Raw genomic sequence first — 15,670 nt, 5'->3', positions numbered from 1 at the left:
GCACTTGATGAAATTAATAAGCAACCTACTGACGCTCGCCAGCGCGGCTCTGCTGGCGCAAGCGGCCTATGCGCAAGAGGACTTGCTGGCTAAGGGCGAATACCTGACGCGCGCTGCCAACTGTGTGACTTGCCATACCGTGCCTGGCGGTCAACCCTTCGCCGGTGGTGTTGAGTTCAAGCTGCCGTTCGGCTCGCTGTTTTCGCCCAACATTACCCCGGACCCGCAAACCGGCATCGGTGCATGGACCGATGACGAGTTCGTCAGTGCGCTGCAGACCGGCATTGGCCGTGACGGCAAGCACTACTACCCGGCGTTTCCCTATACCTCCTACAGCAAAATGTCGCGCGATGACATCCTCGCGATCAAGGGTTATCTCGACAGCCTGGAACCGGTCGAGCAAGCACCGCGCGAAAACCACATCGGCTTCCCGTTCAATCAGCGCTGGGGCATGGTTTTCTGGAATTTGCTGTTCCTTAACGATGAGCCATTTCAGGCGGACAGCCAGCGCTCTGCTGAGTGGAATCGCGGCAAATACCTCGTCGAAGGGCCGGGTCACTGCGGCGAATGCCATTCACCGCGTAACCTGTTTCAGGCTGTCAGCAGCGAGCGCTCGCTGGCCGGTAATCTGATCCAGGGTTGGAACGCCTACAACATCAGTGCCGACCCCGTGCACGGCATTGGTGCCTGGCCCACGGACGTGCTAGCTGGCTATTTGAAGGATGGCGCAGCGCCAGGCCTGGGTTTGTCTTCAGGGCCCATGGCGGAGGTGGTGGAAAACAGCTTGCGCCACCTGACCGACGCTGACCGTCAGGCGATTGCAGTGTTCCTCAAGGACTCGCCACCGCGCAGTGAAGGCGTGCCTCGCCCGCAGCAGGTCACTCTTGCAGAACCGGGCAGCGGCAATGCACTCGGCAACAAGCTGTTCGCCGAAGCCTGCGCCAGTTGCCACCGCTGGGACGGCACGGGCAACCAGAGCCAGACGGCCATGCTGCTGGGCTTGAAGACGGTCAACGATCCGGCCGCCAGCAACTTGCTCGGCATTCTGTTGAGTGGCCACGGCGCCGCCGACGCCCCAGTGAATCGGCGTATGCCATCGTTCGGCAGCATTTATACCGATCAAGAGTTGGCCGCGTTGAGCAGCTTTATGTTGCAGCGTTTCGGCGAGAGTGGTGCGCAGGTTTCGGTGCCGGCTGTGGCTAAGCGCCGGACCGAGTCCCTGCATTGAGCGGAGGTTCTGCATGTCGGGCCTGAACACATTGCTGGATGCGCTCCTGGCCGAGCGGGAGGCTGGCCGCGAAGCGGTGCTTGCGACTGTGGTCAAGGTCGAAGGTTCGGCGTATCGGCGGCCCGGCGCGCGCATGCTGGTGTCGCGCTTCGGCCGGCCCGAGGGCACCATCAGTGGCGGCTGCCTGGAGGCGGAAGTGGCGAAAAAGGCTTGGTGGCTGACCGAAGCCGGGCCGGCGCTGCGCAGCTACAGCACCGCAGAGGCGGATGACGCCAGCGAGGAAGCGCTGAGCTTCGGCCTGGGCTGTAACGGCAAGGTTCACGTGCTGTTCGAGCGCCTGCCGGCCGGCCCTTGCGCCTTGGTCGATGCTTTGCTCAGCGTGCGCGACCGCCAGCAGCCTGCGGCCATCGCCACGGTAATCGCCAGCTCGGGCGCGGCTGCGCCACGCTTAGGCGAGCGTTTGTGCTTGATGCCTGGGCAGGAGGCCGCGGGCGAATTGCTGCGCTCGGTGCTGGTTGAGCAAATCAGCGCCGACCTGCAGCAGACCTTGCTGCGCGGCAAGTCATCCCGTGGTCTCTACCCGAATGGTCTCGGCGAAGTGGAAGTGCTTCTGGAGTACCTGCCGCCGGTCCGGCGTCTGGTGATCTTCGGCGCGGGCCATGATGCCCAGCCGCTGGTGCGCATGGCCAAGCTGTTGGGTTGGCATGTGACGGTGATCGACGGCCGGGCGCACTTTGCCCGGGCCGAGCGTTTTGCCGAGGCTGACCAGGTGCTGGTCGGCGATGTTGAGCAGCCTTTCGATTACCACGAGCTGGTGCGCGGGGCTGCGGTGGCGGTGATGACCCACAGCCTGGTGCAAGACGCGCATTGGCTACAGGGTGTGTTGCACAGTGAACCCTGCTATGTCGGTCAGTTGGGGCCGCGTGAGCGCACCGAGCGTTTGTTGGCCGGCATCCACGAACAATTGGCTAACCCGCAGGACGAGCTGCCGGGGCTGGAATGTTTGCATTATCCGATCGGCCTGGACCTTGGTGGCGACACCCCGGAAAGCGTGGCCATGGCGGTGCTGGCGGAAATTCAGGCAGTGCTCAACGGCCGCAATGGCGGCAGCCTGCGCTTCAGATCTGCGAGCATCCATGACAGCGACCCTGTGCTGATGGCTGGCCGGGATCAAACGGATGTTGCGGCAGAAGGTTGTCGGCTGGTGGCCGTGCAGCGTTAACAATTTATCAACCGAGGAACCCATCAGCATGAGTCAAGCCATACGCGTTGTAGCGATACTGACAGCCAAGGCAGGCAAAGAGTCGCAGGTCGAGCAGATTCTGCGCGCCTGTGTGCAGCCATCGCGCGCCGAAGACGGCTGCCTGTCTTACGTCCTGAATCGCTGTATTGAACAGGCCGGGCGTTTTGTCTTCGTCGAGCGCTGGGCCAGCCATGAGGCGATAGCGCGCCATCGGCAGATGCCACATTACACGGCCATGGCCAATGCCTTGGGCGAGCTGCTAAGCGATCGTCAGGTTTATGTGCTTGAAGCGCTGGCGGAGGACATCGAACCCGCCATTGATCCCCGTACGGGCGTTGTCGGGTGATAGTTGATCGACATGGTCGGCGTTTTCGCAAACTTCGTCTGAGCCTGACTGCCGCATGCAATTACGCCTGCACCTACTGTGTGGCCGATGGCCGTCGCTTGGTGGCCGCACGCGATGAGCTGACGGCCGCGTCGATGCTGCGTGCCGTCGAGTTGCTCAGGGATGTTGCCGGGGTTGAGGAACTGCGCATTACCGGCGGCGAGCCGCTGCTGAGTGACCGGCTGGAGCCCTTTCTGCAGGGCATAGGTAAGCTGGCGTTGCAGGACATTAGCCTGACCACCAATGGCCAGTTGCTGGCCGGCAAACTGCCGTTATTGCGCAGCGCCGGCATCCAGCGGCTCAATGTGTCCCTCGATACGCTCGACCCGAGTGCCTTCCGCACGATCGCCAAGGGCGGCGACCTGCAGACGGTGCTCAACGGCATTGAGCAGGCGCGCCGAGCCGGCATGAGCATCAAGATCAACATGGTGCCGATGCGTGGTAGCAACCTCGATCAAGTTTTGCCCATGTTGGCGTTCTGCCTTCAGCAGGGCTACGAATTGCGTTTTATCGAACTTATGCGCATGGGCCATCTGGCCCAGCATGCAGAGGCTTTTCGTACCCAGTTCGTCGGCCAGCGCGAGCTGCTGGAGCTTATCGGCGAGCGTTATGCCTTCACCCAGGCTGAGGCGCCGGTAGACTCCACTGCGCTGCGTTATAGCGTTGGCGAGCGCGGGGCGTTCGGCATCATTGCCAACGAAAGCGCGCCCTTTTGCCGGAGCTGCAGCCGTCTGCGCCTGTCGTCTACCGGCAGTTTATACGGATGTCTGTCATCCAATCGCGGGCACTTTATGGGCACGCTGTTGGATCTGCCGACTGAGCAGGCACAGCCGCAGCTCACCGCGTTGCTGGGCCGTGCGCTGGCGGACAAGCAGGACGCTACGTTTACCGGCAGCGCGCTGATTATGAAATCGGTGGGTGGCTGAGGTCGTCCGGCCTGTCGACGTCCCGCAGAATGCCGTGGTCATCGAGCGTCACGGCAATCACCTGTTGCGCATGGCTGGCGATCAAGCCCCTGGCCCCATTCTCGCCTTGCAGTTGCATCAGCTCCGGCCAGAAGCGCCGGCCGAACAACACCGGGTGGCCGCGCTGACCCTCGCAGTAAGCCACGACGATATGTTCAGCGTCGGCCTGCGCTCGCAGTTGCCGCAGGGTGGCGGCAGAAATCCACGGCATATCTCCAAGCAGCACCGCCGCCGCAGTGGCCTGCGAGTGTGCCAGGCTCTGGATGCCGGCAGCCAGGCTTGAGCCCATGCCCTGTTTGGCGTGGGCCGCACGTACCAGCTGAACGCCAGGCGGTATAGCCAGGGCCTGGGCATCGTCCTCGGCTTTTAGCACGACTCGAACATCACTGAAGGCTTCTTGCGTGCGCAGCACTGTTGCGCGTAGCAGGCTGTTGCCGTCGGCCAGCTTGGCGCAGCGTTTGTCGCTGCCGAAGCGCTGCCCGGTGCCGGCGGCGAGTACCAGGCCAATACACTCAGGGTTGCGGCGCGGTTCTATCATGTTGAAAATCTATGTTGCCCCCTAAAGAAGGTTGGCCGTAGAAGAGCACTTGAAGGGCTTCGCGTCCCTCTCTGGAGTGTGCTGTCTTTTGCGTGTAGATCCCCTGATTTCAGCGTTGTCAAGTGGCAGTTTTGCTATAGGAGCGTTTTTTCCGCGCACCGCATCACTGGTAATGCTGTTCGATCACTCGAAGCTTCGGATGATCTGATCGTTATTTGGTCAGATTGCTGTTTTTGACATCGGCAAAGACTGAAATCAGTCAGAAATACAAGGGTGTGCAGCCCTAGATTCTTTCTTGCAGCGCCTTGAAGAAGGCATCGATATTCTCATCGTGGCGTTTGTAGTAGGTCCAGGGGCCGATCCGCTGCGATGTCACCAATTGCGCGCGCTGTAGAGCTGCGAGATAAAGCGATGTCGTTGACTGCGAGAGGCCCGTGCGCTCTTGGATGATACTGACGCACACGCCTACCGTTTCTGGGTCGACCTCCTGCTCAGGAAAGACTGTCCTGGGATCCTTGAGCCAATTGAGGATGGCAAGGCGCATCGGGTTCGCCAATGCTTTCAGGGCTTCGTTGACGTCAATAGTCATGAATTTTTTGATACCTGTTTTTTACGATATCTAGATATTTTCCTGGTTCGCGCATCAAATTGGAAGGCTTCGCCGTGTTCTCTGCGCGCCTGCCCGTCGCAATGACTGGCTGGTTTGGACTGGAACCCTATTGTCCTGTCAGGTAGAACTATCGGGCACCTGTGCGCCGAATTGCGGGACGATATGCTTGCCAATTTCCTCGATAACCTCTGCTGTGGGGCGTTTACCATACTTGAGGTTCAGGATGACGTGATCTACACCTATTTCCTGAAGTGTATCCAGCAAGGCCCGGAGGTGGTTACGTCCTAGTCGGAATCCTAGATGGATAGGCGAGGGCGGCGTGGATGGATGTTTGTCCAGGTCGATATAAAGCGATTGCAAGAACGGCTTGTAGATAGTGCCACACTGTTTAATTATTTCCTGTCGCCAATCCTCCACGATCAGTCGCTGTATTTTTGGCGGACGTGGATAGTTGATCCATCCATGGCTTTCACGTGCGATCCAATCGAGCGGCTGGCGGCTGTGTCCGGTTACGAATAGCGGTATTTCCCGAGTCGTAGGTTTGGGAACGAGGTCGGCCCCCAGTAACTCGCCGTGACTCCAGCGAATCGGCTCGAAGTGTGTTCGATGGGCTTGGCGTATCACATTGAAGTTTTCTTGAAAGGTCTCGCCACGCTTTTCTGGATCAATGCTGAATGCGGGAAACTCCACGGGACGATCGCCAGAGGCTACTCCCAGGAGCAAGCGACCTCCGCTCAACTGATCAATGCTCGCTGCGGCCTTTGCCGTGTGCAAGGGATTACGCAAAGTAAGGGCGATGGAGGCGGTACCTAGTGCTATTTTTTTTGTATGGGCTGCCATGTAGCCCAGATACACCCAAGGGTCGAAAACCTGGCCGACATCGCCGAAGCTTGGGTCCCTGAGTGGGACGTCGCGAAACCAGAGCGCCGAAAAACCAAGTTCCTCTGCACGTTTGGCCAGCGCGACCTGATCTAGCATGCTCGGTGTATCACCTTCGAAAGCCTCTAGGGGAAAGAACAGCCCCAGGCTTAGGTGACCCTGCCTGAAGGTTCGTTTGAATCCCCTATGCTCTTGGTAGGGGATCGTGCTCGGTTGGTACATGTTTAACTTCCTCGGTCAGCAAATGCTGAGCCACGCCCCTGAGTTATGGGGCGTGGCATTGAGCGTTTAGGATTTGTAAATGGGGTAGTCGGTGTAGCCCTTATCGGTACCGCCGTACATGCTGCTTGGATCAACTGGGTTAAGCGGCCAGTTGTTGGCGATACGAGCGGGCAGGTCGGGGTTCGCAATGAAGGGGCGACCAAAAGCGATCAGGTCGCCCCAGCCAGCTTTTATCACGCGATTTCCTCGTTCAGCGGTGTACTTGCCGGCATAGAGAATCTTGCCGCTGAAGGTCTTACGAACATCTTCCCGGAACGTCTCAGGCAGCTCGGGTGCGTTTTCCCAATCGGCTTCGGCGAGCGACAGGTAGGCAATGCCCACTTCCTCGAGGATCTTCACTGCCTCGATGTAGGTTTGGTGAGGATCTTCCTCGACCAGGCCAAGGTATACGCGGTCTTCGTCTGTGGTCGCGAACAGCGGGGCGAAGCGAACGCCCATGCGCTCCTTGCCGACGACACCAGCAACGGCGACGGTGATTTCGCGCAGGAAGCGAAGACGGTTCTGCAGCGAACCGCCATATTCATCATCACGCTGGTTGGTATGGGCCGAAATGAACTGGTTTACCAGGTACCCGTTCGCGCAGTGAAGCTCCACCCCGTCAAAACCTGCGTCCAAAGCATTTCGGGCTGCTTGGGCGTAGAGCTCAACCAGTTCCTTTACCTCCTTGGTGGACAGGGCTCGTGGGGTCGATGGGTCGGCCAGTGCACCCGTGCCGGGGCCAGTTTCGATGAACACCTTGACGTTGTCCGCGCGGATGGCTGATGGCGCGACGGGCGCTTCACCACCGGGTTGCAGCGATGTGTGCGATACGCGGCCTACATGCCAAAGTTGAGCAAAGATCACCCCCCCTTCGGCGTGAACAGCGTCGGTGACCTTACGCCAGCCTTGTATCTGTTCTGGGCTATGAATGCCGGGTGTCCAGGCATAACCCTGTCCTCGGGGTTCGATCTGTGTGCCCTCGGTCACCATGAAGCCAGCACCGCTGCGCTGACGGTAATATGTGGCCATTAGGTCGTTCGCAATATTGCCGGGTTGGGAGCTGCGCGAACGCGTCAGTGGCGGCAGAACGATACGGTTCTTGAGGGTGTACGGGCCCAGCTGAGTGGTTTTGAAAAGTTCTGATTGTGTCATTTCGTTTACCTGCATATCTAAAATATTCGATGTTATAAGTCAAAAAAAAATATGGACTAACGAGGTCAGAAGAGCCCGAGCGGTGCTTCGTTGAGGCTGACGTAGATATTCTTCTTCTGGCTGTAGGCTTCCAGCATTGACTTGTGAGTTTCCCGTCCTAGGCCAGATTTCTTATAGCCACCAAAGGGGGCATGGGCAGGGATCTCATGGTAGGTATTTACCCACATACGTCCGGTTTCCACCGCGCGTGCCACACGTAACGCCCGGTTGATGTCTTGGGTCCAGACTGCACCCGCTAGGCCGTACTCGGAGTCGTTGGCCATGGCGATGACCTCCGCTTCATCCTTGAAAGGAATGACGCACAGAACAGGGCCGAAAATTTCCTCGTAGGCGACGCGCATATCGTTGCGAACACCGACCAGAATCGTTGGCTGGATGAAGAAGCCGGCATCGTAATTGGCACCTGTGAAACGACCGCCGCCGATCAGTACCTCAGCACCTTCCTGTTTGGCGATATCGACGTAGCCGAGAATCCGTTCCATCTGGGTCTTGCTGACCTGTGCACCCATCATGGTGTCCGGGTTCAGTGGGTCACCCACACGCACAGCTTCGAACTTATGCTTGAGCTCAGCTAGGAATCGTTCGTAGATGGATTCGTGAACGAACAGCCGTGCGCCGGATTCGCAGACTTGGCCTTGGTTCCACAGGATGGCGAGGACTGCGCCTTCCACGGCCTTGTCCCAGTTCGCATCGGGGAAAACGATGTTGGCCGACTTGCCGCCCAGTTCAAGGGTGGCGGGAATGATTTTCTTCGCTGCCGCATTGGCGACGAGTTCGCCGACACGCGTCGAGCCAGTGAAGGCAAGCTTGCGCAGGTCTGGATGATCCAGTAACGCCTGGCCAACTGAGGTGCCTAAGCCTGTGACGATGTTGACCACGCCGGCCGGAAGTACCTTGGCGAAGATCTTCGCCAGTTCAAGGATGGTTACCGGGGTCAGCTCAGAAGGTTTGATGACTACGGTGTTACCCGCCGCGATGGCTGGAGCGATCTTCCAGGCGGCCATAAGAAGCGGGAAGTTCCACGGAATCACTTGGCCCACGACGCCGAGGGGTTCACTGAGAGCGATGCTGAGTGTTTGCTCATCCAGCATGACCGCCTCATCCGACTGGCTGCGGATTGCGCCGGCGAAGTAGCGGAAGTGATCAATCGCCAGTGGGATGTCGACGGAGCGACTTTCACGAATGGGTTTGCCTACATCAAGGGTTTCCAGAACGGCGAACCGATCGGCATCGGCTTCCAGCAGGTCGGCGATCTTCAGCAACGCATTGGCGCGTTCCGCTGGCGAGGTGGTATGCCAGGTCACGAAGGCGCGTTTTGCGGCCTGCACCGCGCGGTCGACGTCGGCAGCTGTGGCGTTTGGGATGTTGGTGAGAATTTTTCCGTTGGCGGGGTTGATAATGTCGAGGGTTTCACCGTTTTCGGCGGCCACCCACTGGTTGTCGATAAACAGGCCGTAGCTGTTGTCGGGAAGGTAGCTCGGATGGGTATCACTGGAATTTTGCATGGGTTACCTCCTGAGTGCGATGGGTTTGGTTGAGATTATTTTAGATATTGACATATGTCAATATGTAGTTGCGTATTCGTGCAGGCATTCCTATCGTCGTATCATTTCAGCCTGCTTCTGGATCGGCGTGGAGCGCGCTGTGCTGCGCGCCAGGCTTGGCTACGTAGTCCAGCCCCCCCCGATCTCTTCATCAACGAGGGGGGCTGCTGCATAAAAGCACTGAGGCCTGTTTGCGTTTAGGTGAAGATGTAAGTCAGAACGGCGCGTCGATATCCATGACGTTAATCAGCTTGTGGTTGACGAATTCCTTGATTCCCAAACCAATCAGCTCGCGACCGTAACCAGATCTTTTGATTCCGCCGAAAGGTAGGTCGGCTTTCGATGACGTTGGGTGATTGACGAACACCATGCCTGTCTCGATGCGCTTAGCAACCTCAACACCATGCTGGGCGTCTGCGGTGAATACCGAACCACCGAGCCCGAACGGAGAGTCGTTGGCGATAACTATCGCGTCTTCTTCGTCTTTAGCTCGTAGGATCATCGAGACTGGACCGAAGAACTCCCAGTAGTAGGCAGGGTTATCAGGCCTCAGGTTGGTCAGAATGGTCGGTTGAACAAATGCACCCTTGCTTGGTACCTTGGGCCCAACCTCGGTGGCCGTAGCACCGTAGTTGACTGCTTCACGAATCTTCGCGCGGATTTCGTCGGCGGCAGTTTGAGATGACAGGGGAGCTAGATTTGTTTCCGGATCGAACGGGTCGCCGGCCTTCAGTTGTGCTACACCTTCGGCATAAAGGCGCAGGAACTCGTCGTAGACTTCTTCCACTACAATCATGCGTTTGGATGATATGCACACCTGTCCAGCATTCCAGTGACGGCCTACAACAGCCCACTTCACGGACTTTTTCAGTTCAGCGTCGCGCAGAACTATGAAGGCATCTGCCCCCCCCCAGTTCCAATGTAGATTTCTTCAGTGCCTTGCCAGCCTGGGAGGCGATGATGGCACCTGCGCCTTCGGAACCGGTCAGTGCCACCCCGTGTACTCGAGAGTCGTTGAGGATTGTCTCGATTTGCTGGCGAGTTGCGTACATGTTGCTGAATGCGCCAGCAGGTAGACCAGCATCAAGCAGTAGTTGCTCGAAAGCTTCGGCACATTGCGGTACGTTTGAAGCATGTTTGAGCAGCACGGTATTACCCGCTGCCAACTGCGGTGCGAGAATTCGAGCAATTTGATAGTAAGGAAAGTTCCATGGTTCAATGGCCAGGATAGTGCCCAACGGCTCATGGACCAAGATTGCTTGACCCTCGGCTGGGTCGGCTACCGGCAGCTTCTGCGGAGTTAACAAAGCTTCTGCATGTTTAACGTAATACTCAAAGATACTTGCTGAAATTTCTACTTCACCTAATGCTTCGGCAGTGATCTTGCCCATTTCCAGTGTTAGTAACCGGGCATAGTCGTTTGCTCGCGCGCGCAGCAGGTCGGCAGCTCGCTGAAGGACGGCCCCACGCTCTGCGATTGAGCAATTCTTCCAGACAAGAAATGCGTTGTGAGACGCCTCAAGAGCCTGTTCAATCTGAATATCTGTTGCATCTGGAAAACTTTTTAGAACTTCACCTGTATAGGGATTAACGGATGCGTATGCCATGCTGTTTCTCCAGTAATTTTAAGTAAATTTGATTTGTTAATGAGGGTGGTAAGTAGACAGAACCTAAACTGCGGGAATTTCTGGTGCATTTACTAATAATTGATGCCATCAATCAGGAATACTCGGTAAACCGCACCTTTAAGACGATATTGCAGTGCCTCTTGGTAGGCGGGACTGGAGTACCACTCTCGAGCTGCGGCTATGTCCGGAAATTGAAGAATGACTGCGCCATCAATCGGTCCGCCTTCGAGCACCTCCAGTTGGCGGTAGAAGGCCAATGGTGTGAGGTTCCGACCCTGGCGTGCTGCCGGTGCTTTACGGGCATAAAGTTTCAACTCAGCCTCGTCTGTGGTGTGTTCACGTGTGAAGACTACGTAGGCGGACATTGACGTAGTCTCAGGCCAACAGTTTGAGCAGCGAGTGAGCCGTAGCTTCAGAGGAAGCTGGGTTCTGGCCAGTTACGAGCAACCCATCGACTTCGACATGAACGCTCCAGTCAGCACCCTTGGTATAGCGCCCACCATTTGCCTTGAGCATATCCTCTACCAGGAAAGGCACGATTTGAGTTAGACCCACCGCAGCCTCCTCGCTATTGCTGAAACCGGTTACTGTCTTGCCTGCAACCAGAGGTTTGCCATCTACACTCTTGACATGGCGCAAAACTGCTGGTGCGTGACAAACCGCTCCGACAGGTTTGCCTGATTGGATTGATTGCTCGATCAGAGAGATAGAAAAGGTGTTCTCCGCAAGATCCCACAGTGGGCCATGGCCGCCAGGGTAGAACACAGCATCAAACTCCGAACTGATCACGTCGCTCAGTTTCTCGGTGTTGGCCAGCGCGTGAATGGCGACTGAATCGGTCTGAAAGCGACGGGTGGCGTCTGTCTGGAAATCGGGCTCATTGCTCTTTGGGTCGATGGGTGGTTGACCGCCTTTCGGCGATGCTAGGGTCACTTTCACGCCAGCGTCGATGAAGGCGTAGTAAGGCGCGGCAAGCTCTTCGAGCCAGAAACCGGTCTTCTCGCCAGTGTCACCAAGCTGGTCGTGGGAAGTCAGAACGAGGAGAATCTTCATGTCGTATACCTTGCAGTTGTGCGTGCTTGTGGATGTTTTGTAATGCGCTGCCTGTGTGGATAAGCAGTGCTGGAAGTTGGCTTATAGGCTCGCTTCAAGCACACGGCGGCTGACGTCTAAACTGACGTTGTTGTGTTCGCCGAGCGCGGTGAGGTGGTGTGTGTCGAGCTGGTTTATTAGCGCATCTATAGCGTCAGTGCCGAGCTTGTAGGCGGATAAGTGCGTCGGTAAGCCCAGGCTCTCGAAGAACATCCGGGTCTGTTGTATGACCATGTCAATCCGTTGTTCTTCGTCCCCTTGGCTGATCTGCCAAACCCGCTCGGCGTACTGCAGCAGCTTCGCGCGCTTGGCTTCACGACGAATCTCTAGGTTCGCAGGAAGTACGATGGCCAGGGTCCGTGCGTGATCGATGCCGTACAGCGCGGTGAGCTCATGGCCGATCATGTGGGTGGACCAGTCCTGTGGTACGCCCGCTCCGATCAGGCCATTGAGCGCCAAAGTGGCCGTCCACATGAGGTTGGCACGCGTGCTGTAGTCCGAGGACTCTTTCAGTACAAGGGGGCCAATTTCGATCAGCGTTTGTAAAAGACCTTCGGCAAAACGATCTTGCACGCGGGCATCGATTGGGTAGGTAAGGTACTGCTCCATGACATGCACGAACGCATCTACCACGCCGTTTGCGAGTTGGCGGGCAGGGAGGGTCTGGGTCTTAGTAGGATCAAGAATCGAGAATTGCGGGAACACGTGAGGGCTGCGAAACGGCAACTTGTCTTGTGTCGCTCGGCGAGTTACCACTCCGCCGTTGTTCATTTCTGAGCCAGTTGCGGGCAGAGTTAGTACGGTACCGAATGGCAAGGCTTGCCGAATACTTGCGCCCCGCGTTTCAAGGATGTCCCAAGCATCACCGTCGTAGCCAACAGCGGCGGAAACGAACTTAGTGCCATCGATGACCGAGCCTCCACCAACGGCTAGTAGAAAGTCCAAGCGATGGATGCGAACCGTATCAACGGCCCTGATTAGCGTTTCGTAGCTGGGGTTCGGCTCTATACCCCCGAACTCTTGCACCTCCCGGAAACCTAATGCCTCTCGGACTTCGTGGAGCGTCCCGCTCGCACGAGCGCTTTGGCCACCATAGAGCAGCAGAATGCGGGCTTCAGTCGGAATCAGCTCATCTAGCCGGGCAATGGTTTGATTACCGAAGATAATTCGCGTGGGGTTGTAGAGGTCAAAATTGAGCATAGATTTCTCTATTCCTTAAAAGTAGACCAGTCGTATAGTTTTCGGTGAAATTTTTATGGCAGAAGCTCGTCGGCGTGCATTACGAACCAAATAGCTGGAGATTGGTTAGAGCTTGCTTCTAAAGGCAACCAAGTTGGTGTGGCATTCGCCTGTAGTCCTGGCCCCGAGCCAAAGGCGTTGCCGCCAAGCAGCTTACGATCCGCACAATGTCGAGGATTGTTGCTAGCCACAGATGATGGGACATTTGTTTCATGGATCCACCGTATCAATAAATAGACCGGTCGTCTACTTTTGGTTGTGGATAATCTATACAACGCTGTTTCGATGGTTGCTGCCAATGAAGCAGCAATAGCTTCATCGCCCAGCGCATCGACTGATGCAGCCAAGCGTTTCTACACGGACGTCGCTTTGTAGCAGAAGGATCTGCCTGAGACCCAGTGCCTCAAGGTTGCTCTTATCTGCAGCTTTGCCCGAGGGTAACAAAGACGGACTGCTTGGCGAGGATGAGTTCGAGGCGGAAGGTCTGGCTCAAAGTGAGCGGAGTTTTCTGGATGCCGCGATCATGGATTACAATTCACCTTTCTCGAAGAACAACGGGCTTGCGGTCACGACGCAATTAGCACTGGGCAAGCTGGCGGTGTGTTTTTCAAACGTTATCTCAGGCTGGCTTGATGTTGGAGAAGCCTAGGAAAGAAAAAAACAGACCACCAGGCTGAGACAGCACTCGGCTGCCTCAGTCTGATTTTCCGTTTGCGGAAACCGTTTGCTCAGCGAAATGCAGCACTCGTGTCACATCCCGATGTGGTCCAGGGTTCAAACCCCGAATAGATTTGGGGTCTGCGGAGATTGAGCAGAGCATTACCGAACGGAAGGCCTAGTGCTGTGCTGAATAGCCTGAACCTCCAGCTTCTGAGCCAGTGAGGGTTTTTCAAGTGCTAACGGTTGGGCTTGGGTCCCTCCAGGGCTGGGCTGATCTTCAATGTTGGGGAAGAACTCCTCGACGATGGCACTGGTGTCTTCCTCGCTGTCTTCAAAGGCACCATTGTTAAAGCCCTGGCGAGCAGCGTGATCCAAGGCGCTCTGGTCAAAGCCCGAGGCCTGCCGGGTTTCCTCCAGTTTCTTGGCTGCCACTAAGGCGTCTTCAAGAATCAGCCCACTGCGTACCGTGATATCGACGTAGAAGATCGGTGAGCCGTGGCTCTGACGGGTGGATTTGCCACGCAGACGCAGCTCCAATGGCAGGCAGGCCAGGCGATTGCCAGAGATGGCTTGCAGGTAATGCAGGCGCGCTGCCAGGGTGCGGATGCTATTGAATCCAGTGGTGCGGAAGACAAAACTGCCTAGTGGGTCGTCATCTCCAATCAGCACGTTCAGCCGACCGTAAGGCTTGCAGGCATTGCCTTGAGCCAGTGGGCATCCATCGGGTGAAGGGCAGGGCAGCGATTGGATGCCATCCTTGGTCAAACGCTTGCATGTTTCACCGTTGCCGACGCACAACGGCCTGCCGGTATTACGGTCGAACAGGCTGTATTCCGCGCGAAAGTTGAGATCTGGTTCGTTGAACAACAAGCGGATCGGAATGCTGCGCAGCTTGCCGTCCTGACCATTGCGCAGTTCTTCGTTGAGTGGATGCAGCAGCCAGCCGTCACGGCTCTGGACTTGCGACGTGATGGTGAACTGATCGTCCTTCTCCGGTAGGCGCTTGCCGTTTTTCTCGACGACCTTGCCGATGGAAATGCGCCCGAGTACCGGCGGGGTGATGGCTAAACCTTTGAGCATGACGGTTATCCTTGATCTGAAAATAAAAAAGCCACCGGGACGTGAGTAGTCCGGGTGGCGAGGGTGAGCAGGATGTTTTAGGCGATCAGGAAGCGACGAGTGCCTGCTTTGGCCTTGGGGTAGCGAGCTTTCAGGTAGGGCTTGTCTTTGAGCATCTGTTCGACATCCAGACCAATGCTGTCCTTGGATTTCTTCCAGCTGATGTAACCCTCGGCAAACTCTGCACGGGTGGCTTCCCCCATGGCCTGCTGCAGAACCTGCTTGAGCTGCGCCTCACGCGTTTCCTGCTGAGCAATGTGCTGACGAACAGACTTGAGTTCCAGGAAGGTGCTGGTCAGCGCCGTGTGCTGGCTGAAGTCCAGCGTCTGTCCGTTATCCTCGGGGTAGAGGCAGCGCAATGCCGCTTCCGCAGACGCTGTGCCATCGGCCGGTGGAGGGGTGTCGCTGACGACGTAATCCCAGAACAGCCGTTCTAGGTCAATCAGTCGAGCAATCAGCGCCTCGTCGCGTGTGATGCGATGGATTTCCAGATGCTGGCCACCGAGCAGCACGGCCACATCAGCGACCTGCTTGCCAGTGACTGCGAGCTGGTGCATGACTTGTAATTGCACATATTCGGGCACGCCCTCTTTCCAGAGGCGTGCCCCGTTTATGCCGGCAGTCTTGCATTCAAGGATCTGAACATCGTCGGCACCGATCACCTCGCGGTCGATATTGGCGAGCATCCAGGGGAGCGCCGGATCGGGATGCTGTAGCACAGCGTTGATCCGTCGAACCTTGTGTTGGCTGCGCTTGCTGTAGTGCCAAGCCACGATGGGCTCCAGCACATTGCCCCAGTACAGCGGGCTTTGCTCATCGTGAGGATCGGCCTTCGGTAGCCCAGCATCGCGACCGGTCTTCTCTAGCCACAGCTCCAACTGCGACTTGTAGGGATTCAGGCCCACCGCAGCGGCGGCATCCGAACTGCCGATGCCTTGCTTGCGGATCTGCAACCAGTCCTCGCGGGGCAGCTCCTTGGTGCTGACCAGGCGCAGGGCAGTGCGTTTCTTACGGGTGCTACTATTCAATGACGTTGCTTTCATCGTATTCACCGGCAGACATAAAAA

Annotated in this window: 15 protein-coding genes and 1 pseudogene; 5 read left to right on the top strand and 11 right to left on the bottom strand. The window is 57.1% G+C overall.

Features of this window, described 5'->3' with window-relative positions:
* The first annotated feature begins 7 nt into the window (after positions 1 to 7).
* Genes ACYZUM_RS15345 through ACYZUM_RS15330 form a run of 4 tightly spaced genes read left to right on the top strand, consistent with a single transcriptional unit; the run spans position 8 to position 3,782 of the window.
* Positions 8 to 1,228, top strand: a complete 1,221-nt coding sequence (locus ACYZUM_RS15345) for a c-type cytochrome (protein ID WP_473060846.1) — start codon at positions 8 to 10, stop codon at positions 1,226 to 1,228.
* Between the two features lie 13 nt (positions 1,229 to 1,241).
* Positions 1,242 to 2,450, top strand: coding sequence for an XdhC family protein (locus tag ACYZUM_RS15340; RefSeq protein ID WP_004574292.1), 1,209 nt, complete (start codon positions 1,242 to 1,244; stop codon positions 2,448 to 2,450).
* Between the two features lie 28 nt (positions 2,451 to 2,478).
* Positions 2,479 to 2,817, top strand: a complete 339-nt coding sequence (locus ACYZUM_RS15335) for a putative quinol monooxygenase (protein WP_004574290.1) — start codon at positions 2,479 to 2,481, stop codon at positions 2,815 to 2,817.
* A complete protein-coding gene (locus ACYZUM_RS15330) occupies positions 2,814 to 3,782 on the top strand; it encodes a GTP 3',8-cyclase MoaA (RefSeq protein ID WP_071984482.1) in 969 nt (322 codons plus the stop codon). The genes ACYZUM_RS15335 and ACYZUM_RS15330 overlap by 4 nt, the downstream gene beginning before the upstream one ends.
* Here ACYZUM_RS15330 and ACYZUM_RS15325 read toward each other — a convergent pair.
* The 9 genes and pseudogenes from ACYZUM_RS15325 to ACYZUM_RS15285 form a co-directional block, all read right to left on the bottom strand.
* Positions 3,760 to 4,359, bottom strand: a complete 600-nt coding sequence (locus ACYZUM_RS15325; protein ID WP_071984481.1) for a nucleotidyltransferase family protein — start codon at positions 4,357 to 4,359, stop codon at positions 3,760 to 3,762. The two genes, ACYZUM_RS15330 and ACYZUM_RS15325, sit on opposite strands and share 23 nt — an antisense overlap.
* Positions 4,360 to 4,642: 283 nt before the next feature.
* Entirely contained in the window at positions 4,643 to 4,948 is a 306-nt protein-coding gene (locus tag ACYZUM_RS15320; RefSeq protein ID WP_015275824.1) for an ArsR/SmtB family transcription factor, read from the bottom strand.
* A 138-nt stretch (positions 4,949 to 5,086) separates the two neighbouring features.
* The gene (locus ACYZUM_RS15315) at positions 5,087 to 6,070 is read right to left on the bottom strand and encodes an LLM class oxidoreductase (RefSeq protein WP_071984480.1); all 984 of its coding nucleotides are present in this window, start codon (positions 6,068 to 6,070) and stop codon (positions 5,087 to 5,089) included.
* Positions 6,071 to 6,136: 66 nt separating this feature from the next.
* Positions 6,137 to 7,261 (bottom strand): alkene reductase, encoded by a 1,125-nt coding sequence (locus tag ACYZUM_RS15310; protein ID WP_071984479.1) that lies wholly within the window; start codon positions 7,259 to 7,261, stop codon positions 6,137 to 6,139.
* 65 nt (positions 7,262 to 7,326) lie between these two features.
* Entirely contained in the window at positions 7,327 to 8,826 is a 1,500-nt protein-coding gene (locus ACYZUM_RS15305) for an aldehyde dehydrogenase family protein (RefSeq protein WP_071984478.1), read from the bottom strand.
* Positions 8,827 to 9,079: 253 nt separating this feature from the next.
* Positions 9,080 to 10,472 (bottom strand): annotated as a pseudogene (locus ACYZUM_RS15300) (NAD-dependent succinate-semialdehyde dehydrogenase).
* Between the two features lie 92 nt (positions 10,473 to 10,564).
* Complete coding sequence (locus ACYZUM_RS15295; RefSeq protein WP_071984477.1) at positions 10,565 to 10,858, bottom strand: DUF1330 domain-containing protein; 294 nt, start codon at positions 10,856 to 10,858, stop codon at positions 10,565 to 10,567.
* A gap of 10 nt (positions 10,859 to 10,868) precedes the next feature.
* Positions 10,869 to 11,546 carry a type 1 glutamine amidotransferase domain-containing protein gene (locus ACYZUM_RS15290; RefSeq protein ID WP_004574272.1) on the bottom strand — a complete coding sequence of 226 codons (678 nt, stop codon included), beginning with the start codon at positions 11,544 to 11,546 and terminating at the stop codon, positions 10,869 to 10,871.
* An 81-nt stretch (positions 11,547 to 11,627) separates the two neighbouring features.
* Entirely contained in the window at positions 11,628 to 12,785 is a 1,158-nt protein-coding gene (locus ACYZUM_RS15285; protein ID WP_004574270.1) for an iron-containing alcohol dehydrogenase, read from the bottom strand.
* Positions 12,786 to 13,233: 448 nt separating this feature from the next.
* Here ACYZUM_RS15285 and ACYZUM_RS15280 point away from each other — a divergent pair, with 448 nt between their 5' ends.
* The gene (locus ACYZUM_RS15280) at positions 13,234 to 13,473 is read left to right on the top strand and encodes a hypothetical protein (RefSeq protein WP_192931599.1); all 240 of its coding nucleotides are present in this window, start codon (positions 13,234 to 13,236) and stop codon (positions 13,471 to 13,473) included.
* A gap of 170 nt (positions 13,474 to 13,643) precedes the next feature.
* On the opposite strand, the gene ACYZUM_RS15275 is transcribed toward ACYZUM_RS15280, so the two are convergent.
* Positions 13,644 to 14,564: a recombination directionality factor gene (locus ACYZUM_RS15275; protein WP_004574266.1), complete on the bottom strand. Its 921-nt coding sequence runs from the start codon at positions 14,562 to 14,564 to the stop codon at positions 13,644 to 13,646.
* A 77-nt stretch (positions 14,565 to 14,641) separates the two neighbouring features.
* A complete protein-coding gene (locus ACYZUM_RS15270) occupies positions 14,642 to 15,646 on the bottom strand; it encodes a YqaJ viral recombinase family nuclease (protein ID WP_071984475.1) in 1,005 nt (334 codons plus the stop codon).
* Positions 15,647 to 15,670: the final 24 nt, after the last annotated feature.

Source organism: Pseudomonas sp. m6p (genome assembly GCF_055760375.1).
The sequence above is the reverse complement of the archived record's forward strand: the minus strand, read 5'-3'. Positions and strand labels throughout refer to the sequence as shown.

What these genes read in the sequence shown, in the direction of transcription:
- ACYZUM_RS15345 (WP_473060846.1), top strand. Translation starts at nt 8, where the DNA reads ATGAAATTAATAAGCAACCTACTGACGCTCGCCAGCGCGGCTCTGCTG.
- ACYZUM_RS15340 (WP_004574292.1), top strand. Translation starts at nt 1,242, where the DNA reads ATGTCGGGCCTGAACACATTGCTGGATGCGCTCCTGGCCGAGCGGGAG.
- ACYZUM_RS15335 (WP_004574290.1), top strand. Translation starts at nt 2,479, where the DNA reads ATGAGTCAAGCCATACGCGTTGTAGCGATACTGACAGCCAAGGCAGGC.
- ACYZUM_RS15325 (WP_071984481.1), bottom strand. Translation starts at nt 4,359, where the DNA reads ATGATAGAACCGCGCCGCAACCCTGAGTGTATTGGCCTGGTACTCGCC.
- ACYZUM_RS15320 (WP_015275824.1), bottom strand. Translation starts at nt 4,948, where the DNA reads ATGACTATTGACGTCAACGAAGCCCTGAAAGCATTGGCGAACCCGATG.
- ACYZUM_RS15315 (WP_071984480.1), bottom strand. Translation starts at nt 6,070, where the DNA reads ATGTACCAACCGAGCACGATCCCCTACCAAGAGCATAGGGGATTCAAA.
- ACYZUM_RS15310 (WP_071984479.1), bottom strand. Translation starts at nt 7,261, where the DNA reads ATGACACAATCAGAACTTTTCAAAACCACTCAGCTGGGCCCGTACACC.
- ACYZUM_RS15305 (WP_071984478.1), bottom strand. Translation starts at nt 8,826, where the DNA reads ATGCAAAATTCCAGTGATACCCATCCGAGCTACCTTCCCGACAACAGC.
- ACYZUM_RS15295 (WP_071984477.1), bottom strand. Translation starts at nt 10,858, where the DNA reads ATGTCCGCCTACGTAGTCTTCACACGTGAACACACCACAGACGAGGCT.
- ACYZUM_RS15290 (WP_004574272.1), bottom strand. Translation starts at nt 11,546, where the DNA reads ATGAAGATTCTCCTCGTTCTGACTTCCCACGACCAGCTTGGTGACACT.
- ACYZUM_RS15285 (WP_004574270.1), bottom strand. Translation starts at nt 12,785, where the DNA reads ATGCTCAATTTTGACCTCTACAACCCCACGCGAATTATCTTCGGTAAT.
- ACYZUM_RS15275 (WP_004574266.1), bottom strand. Translation starts at nt 14,564, where the DNA reads ATGCTCAAAGGTTTAGCCATCACCCCGCCGGTACTCGGGCGCATTTCC.
- ACYZUM_RS15270 (WP_071984475.1), bottom strand. Translation starts at nt 15,646, where the DNA reads ATGAAAGCAACGTCATTGAATAGTAGCACCCGTAAGAAACGCACTGCC.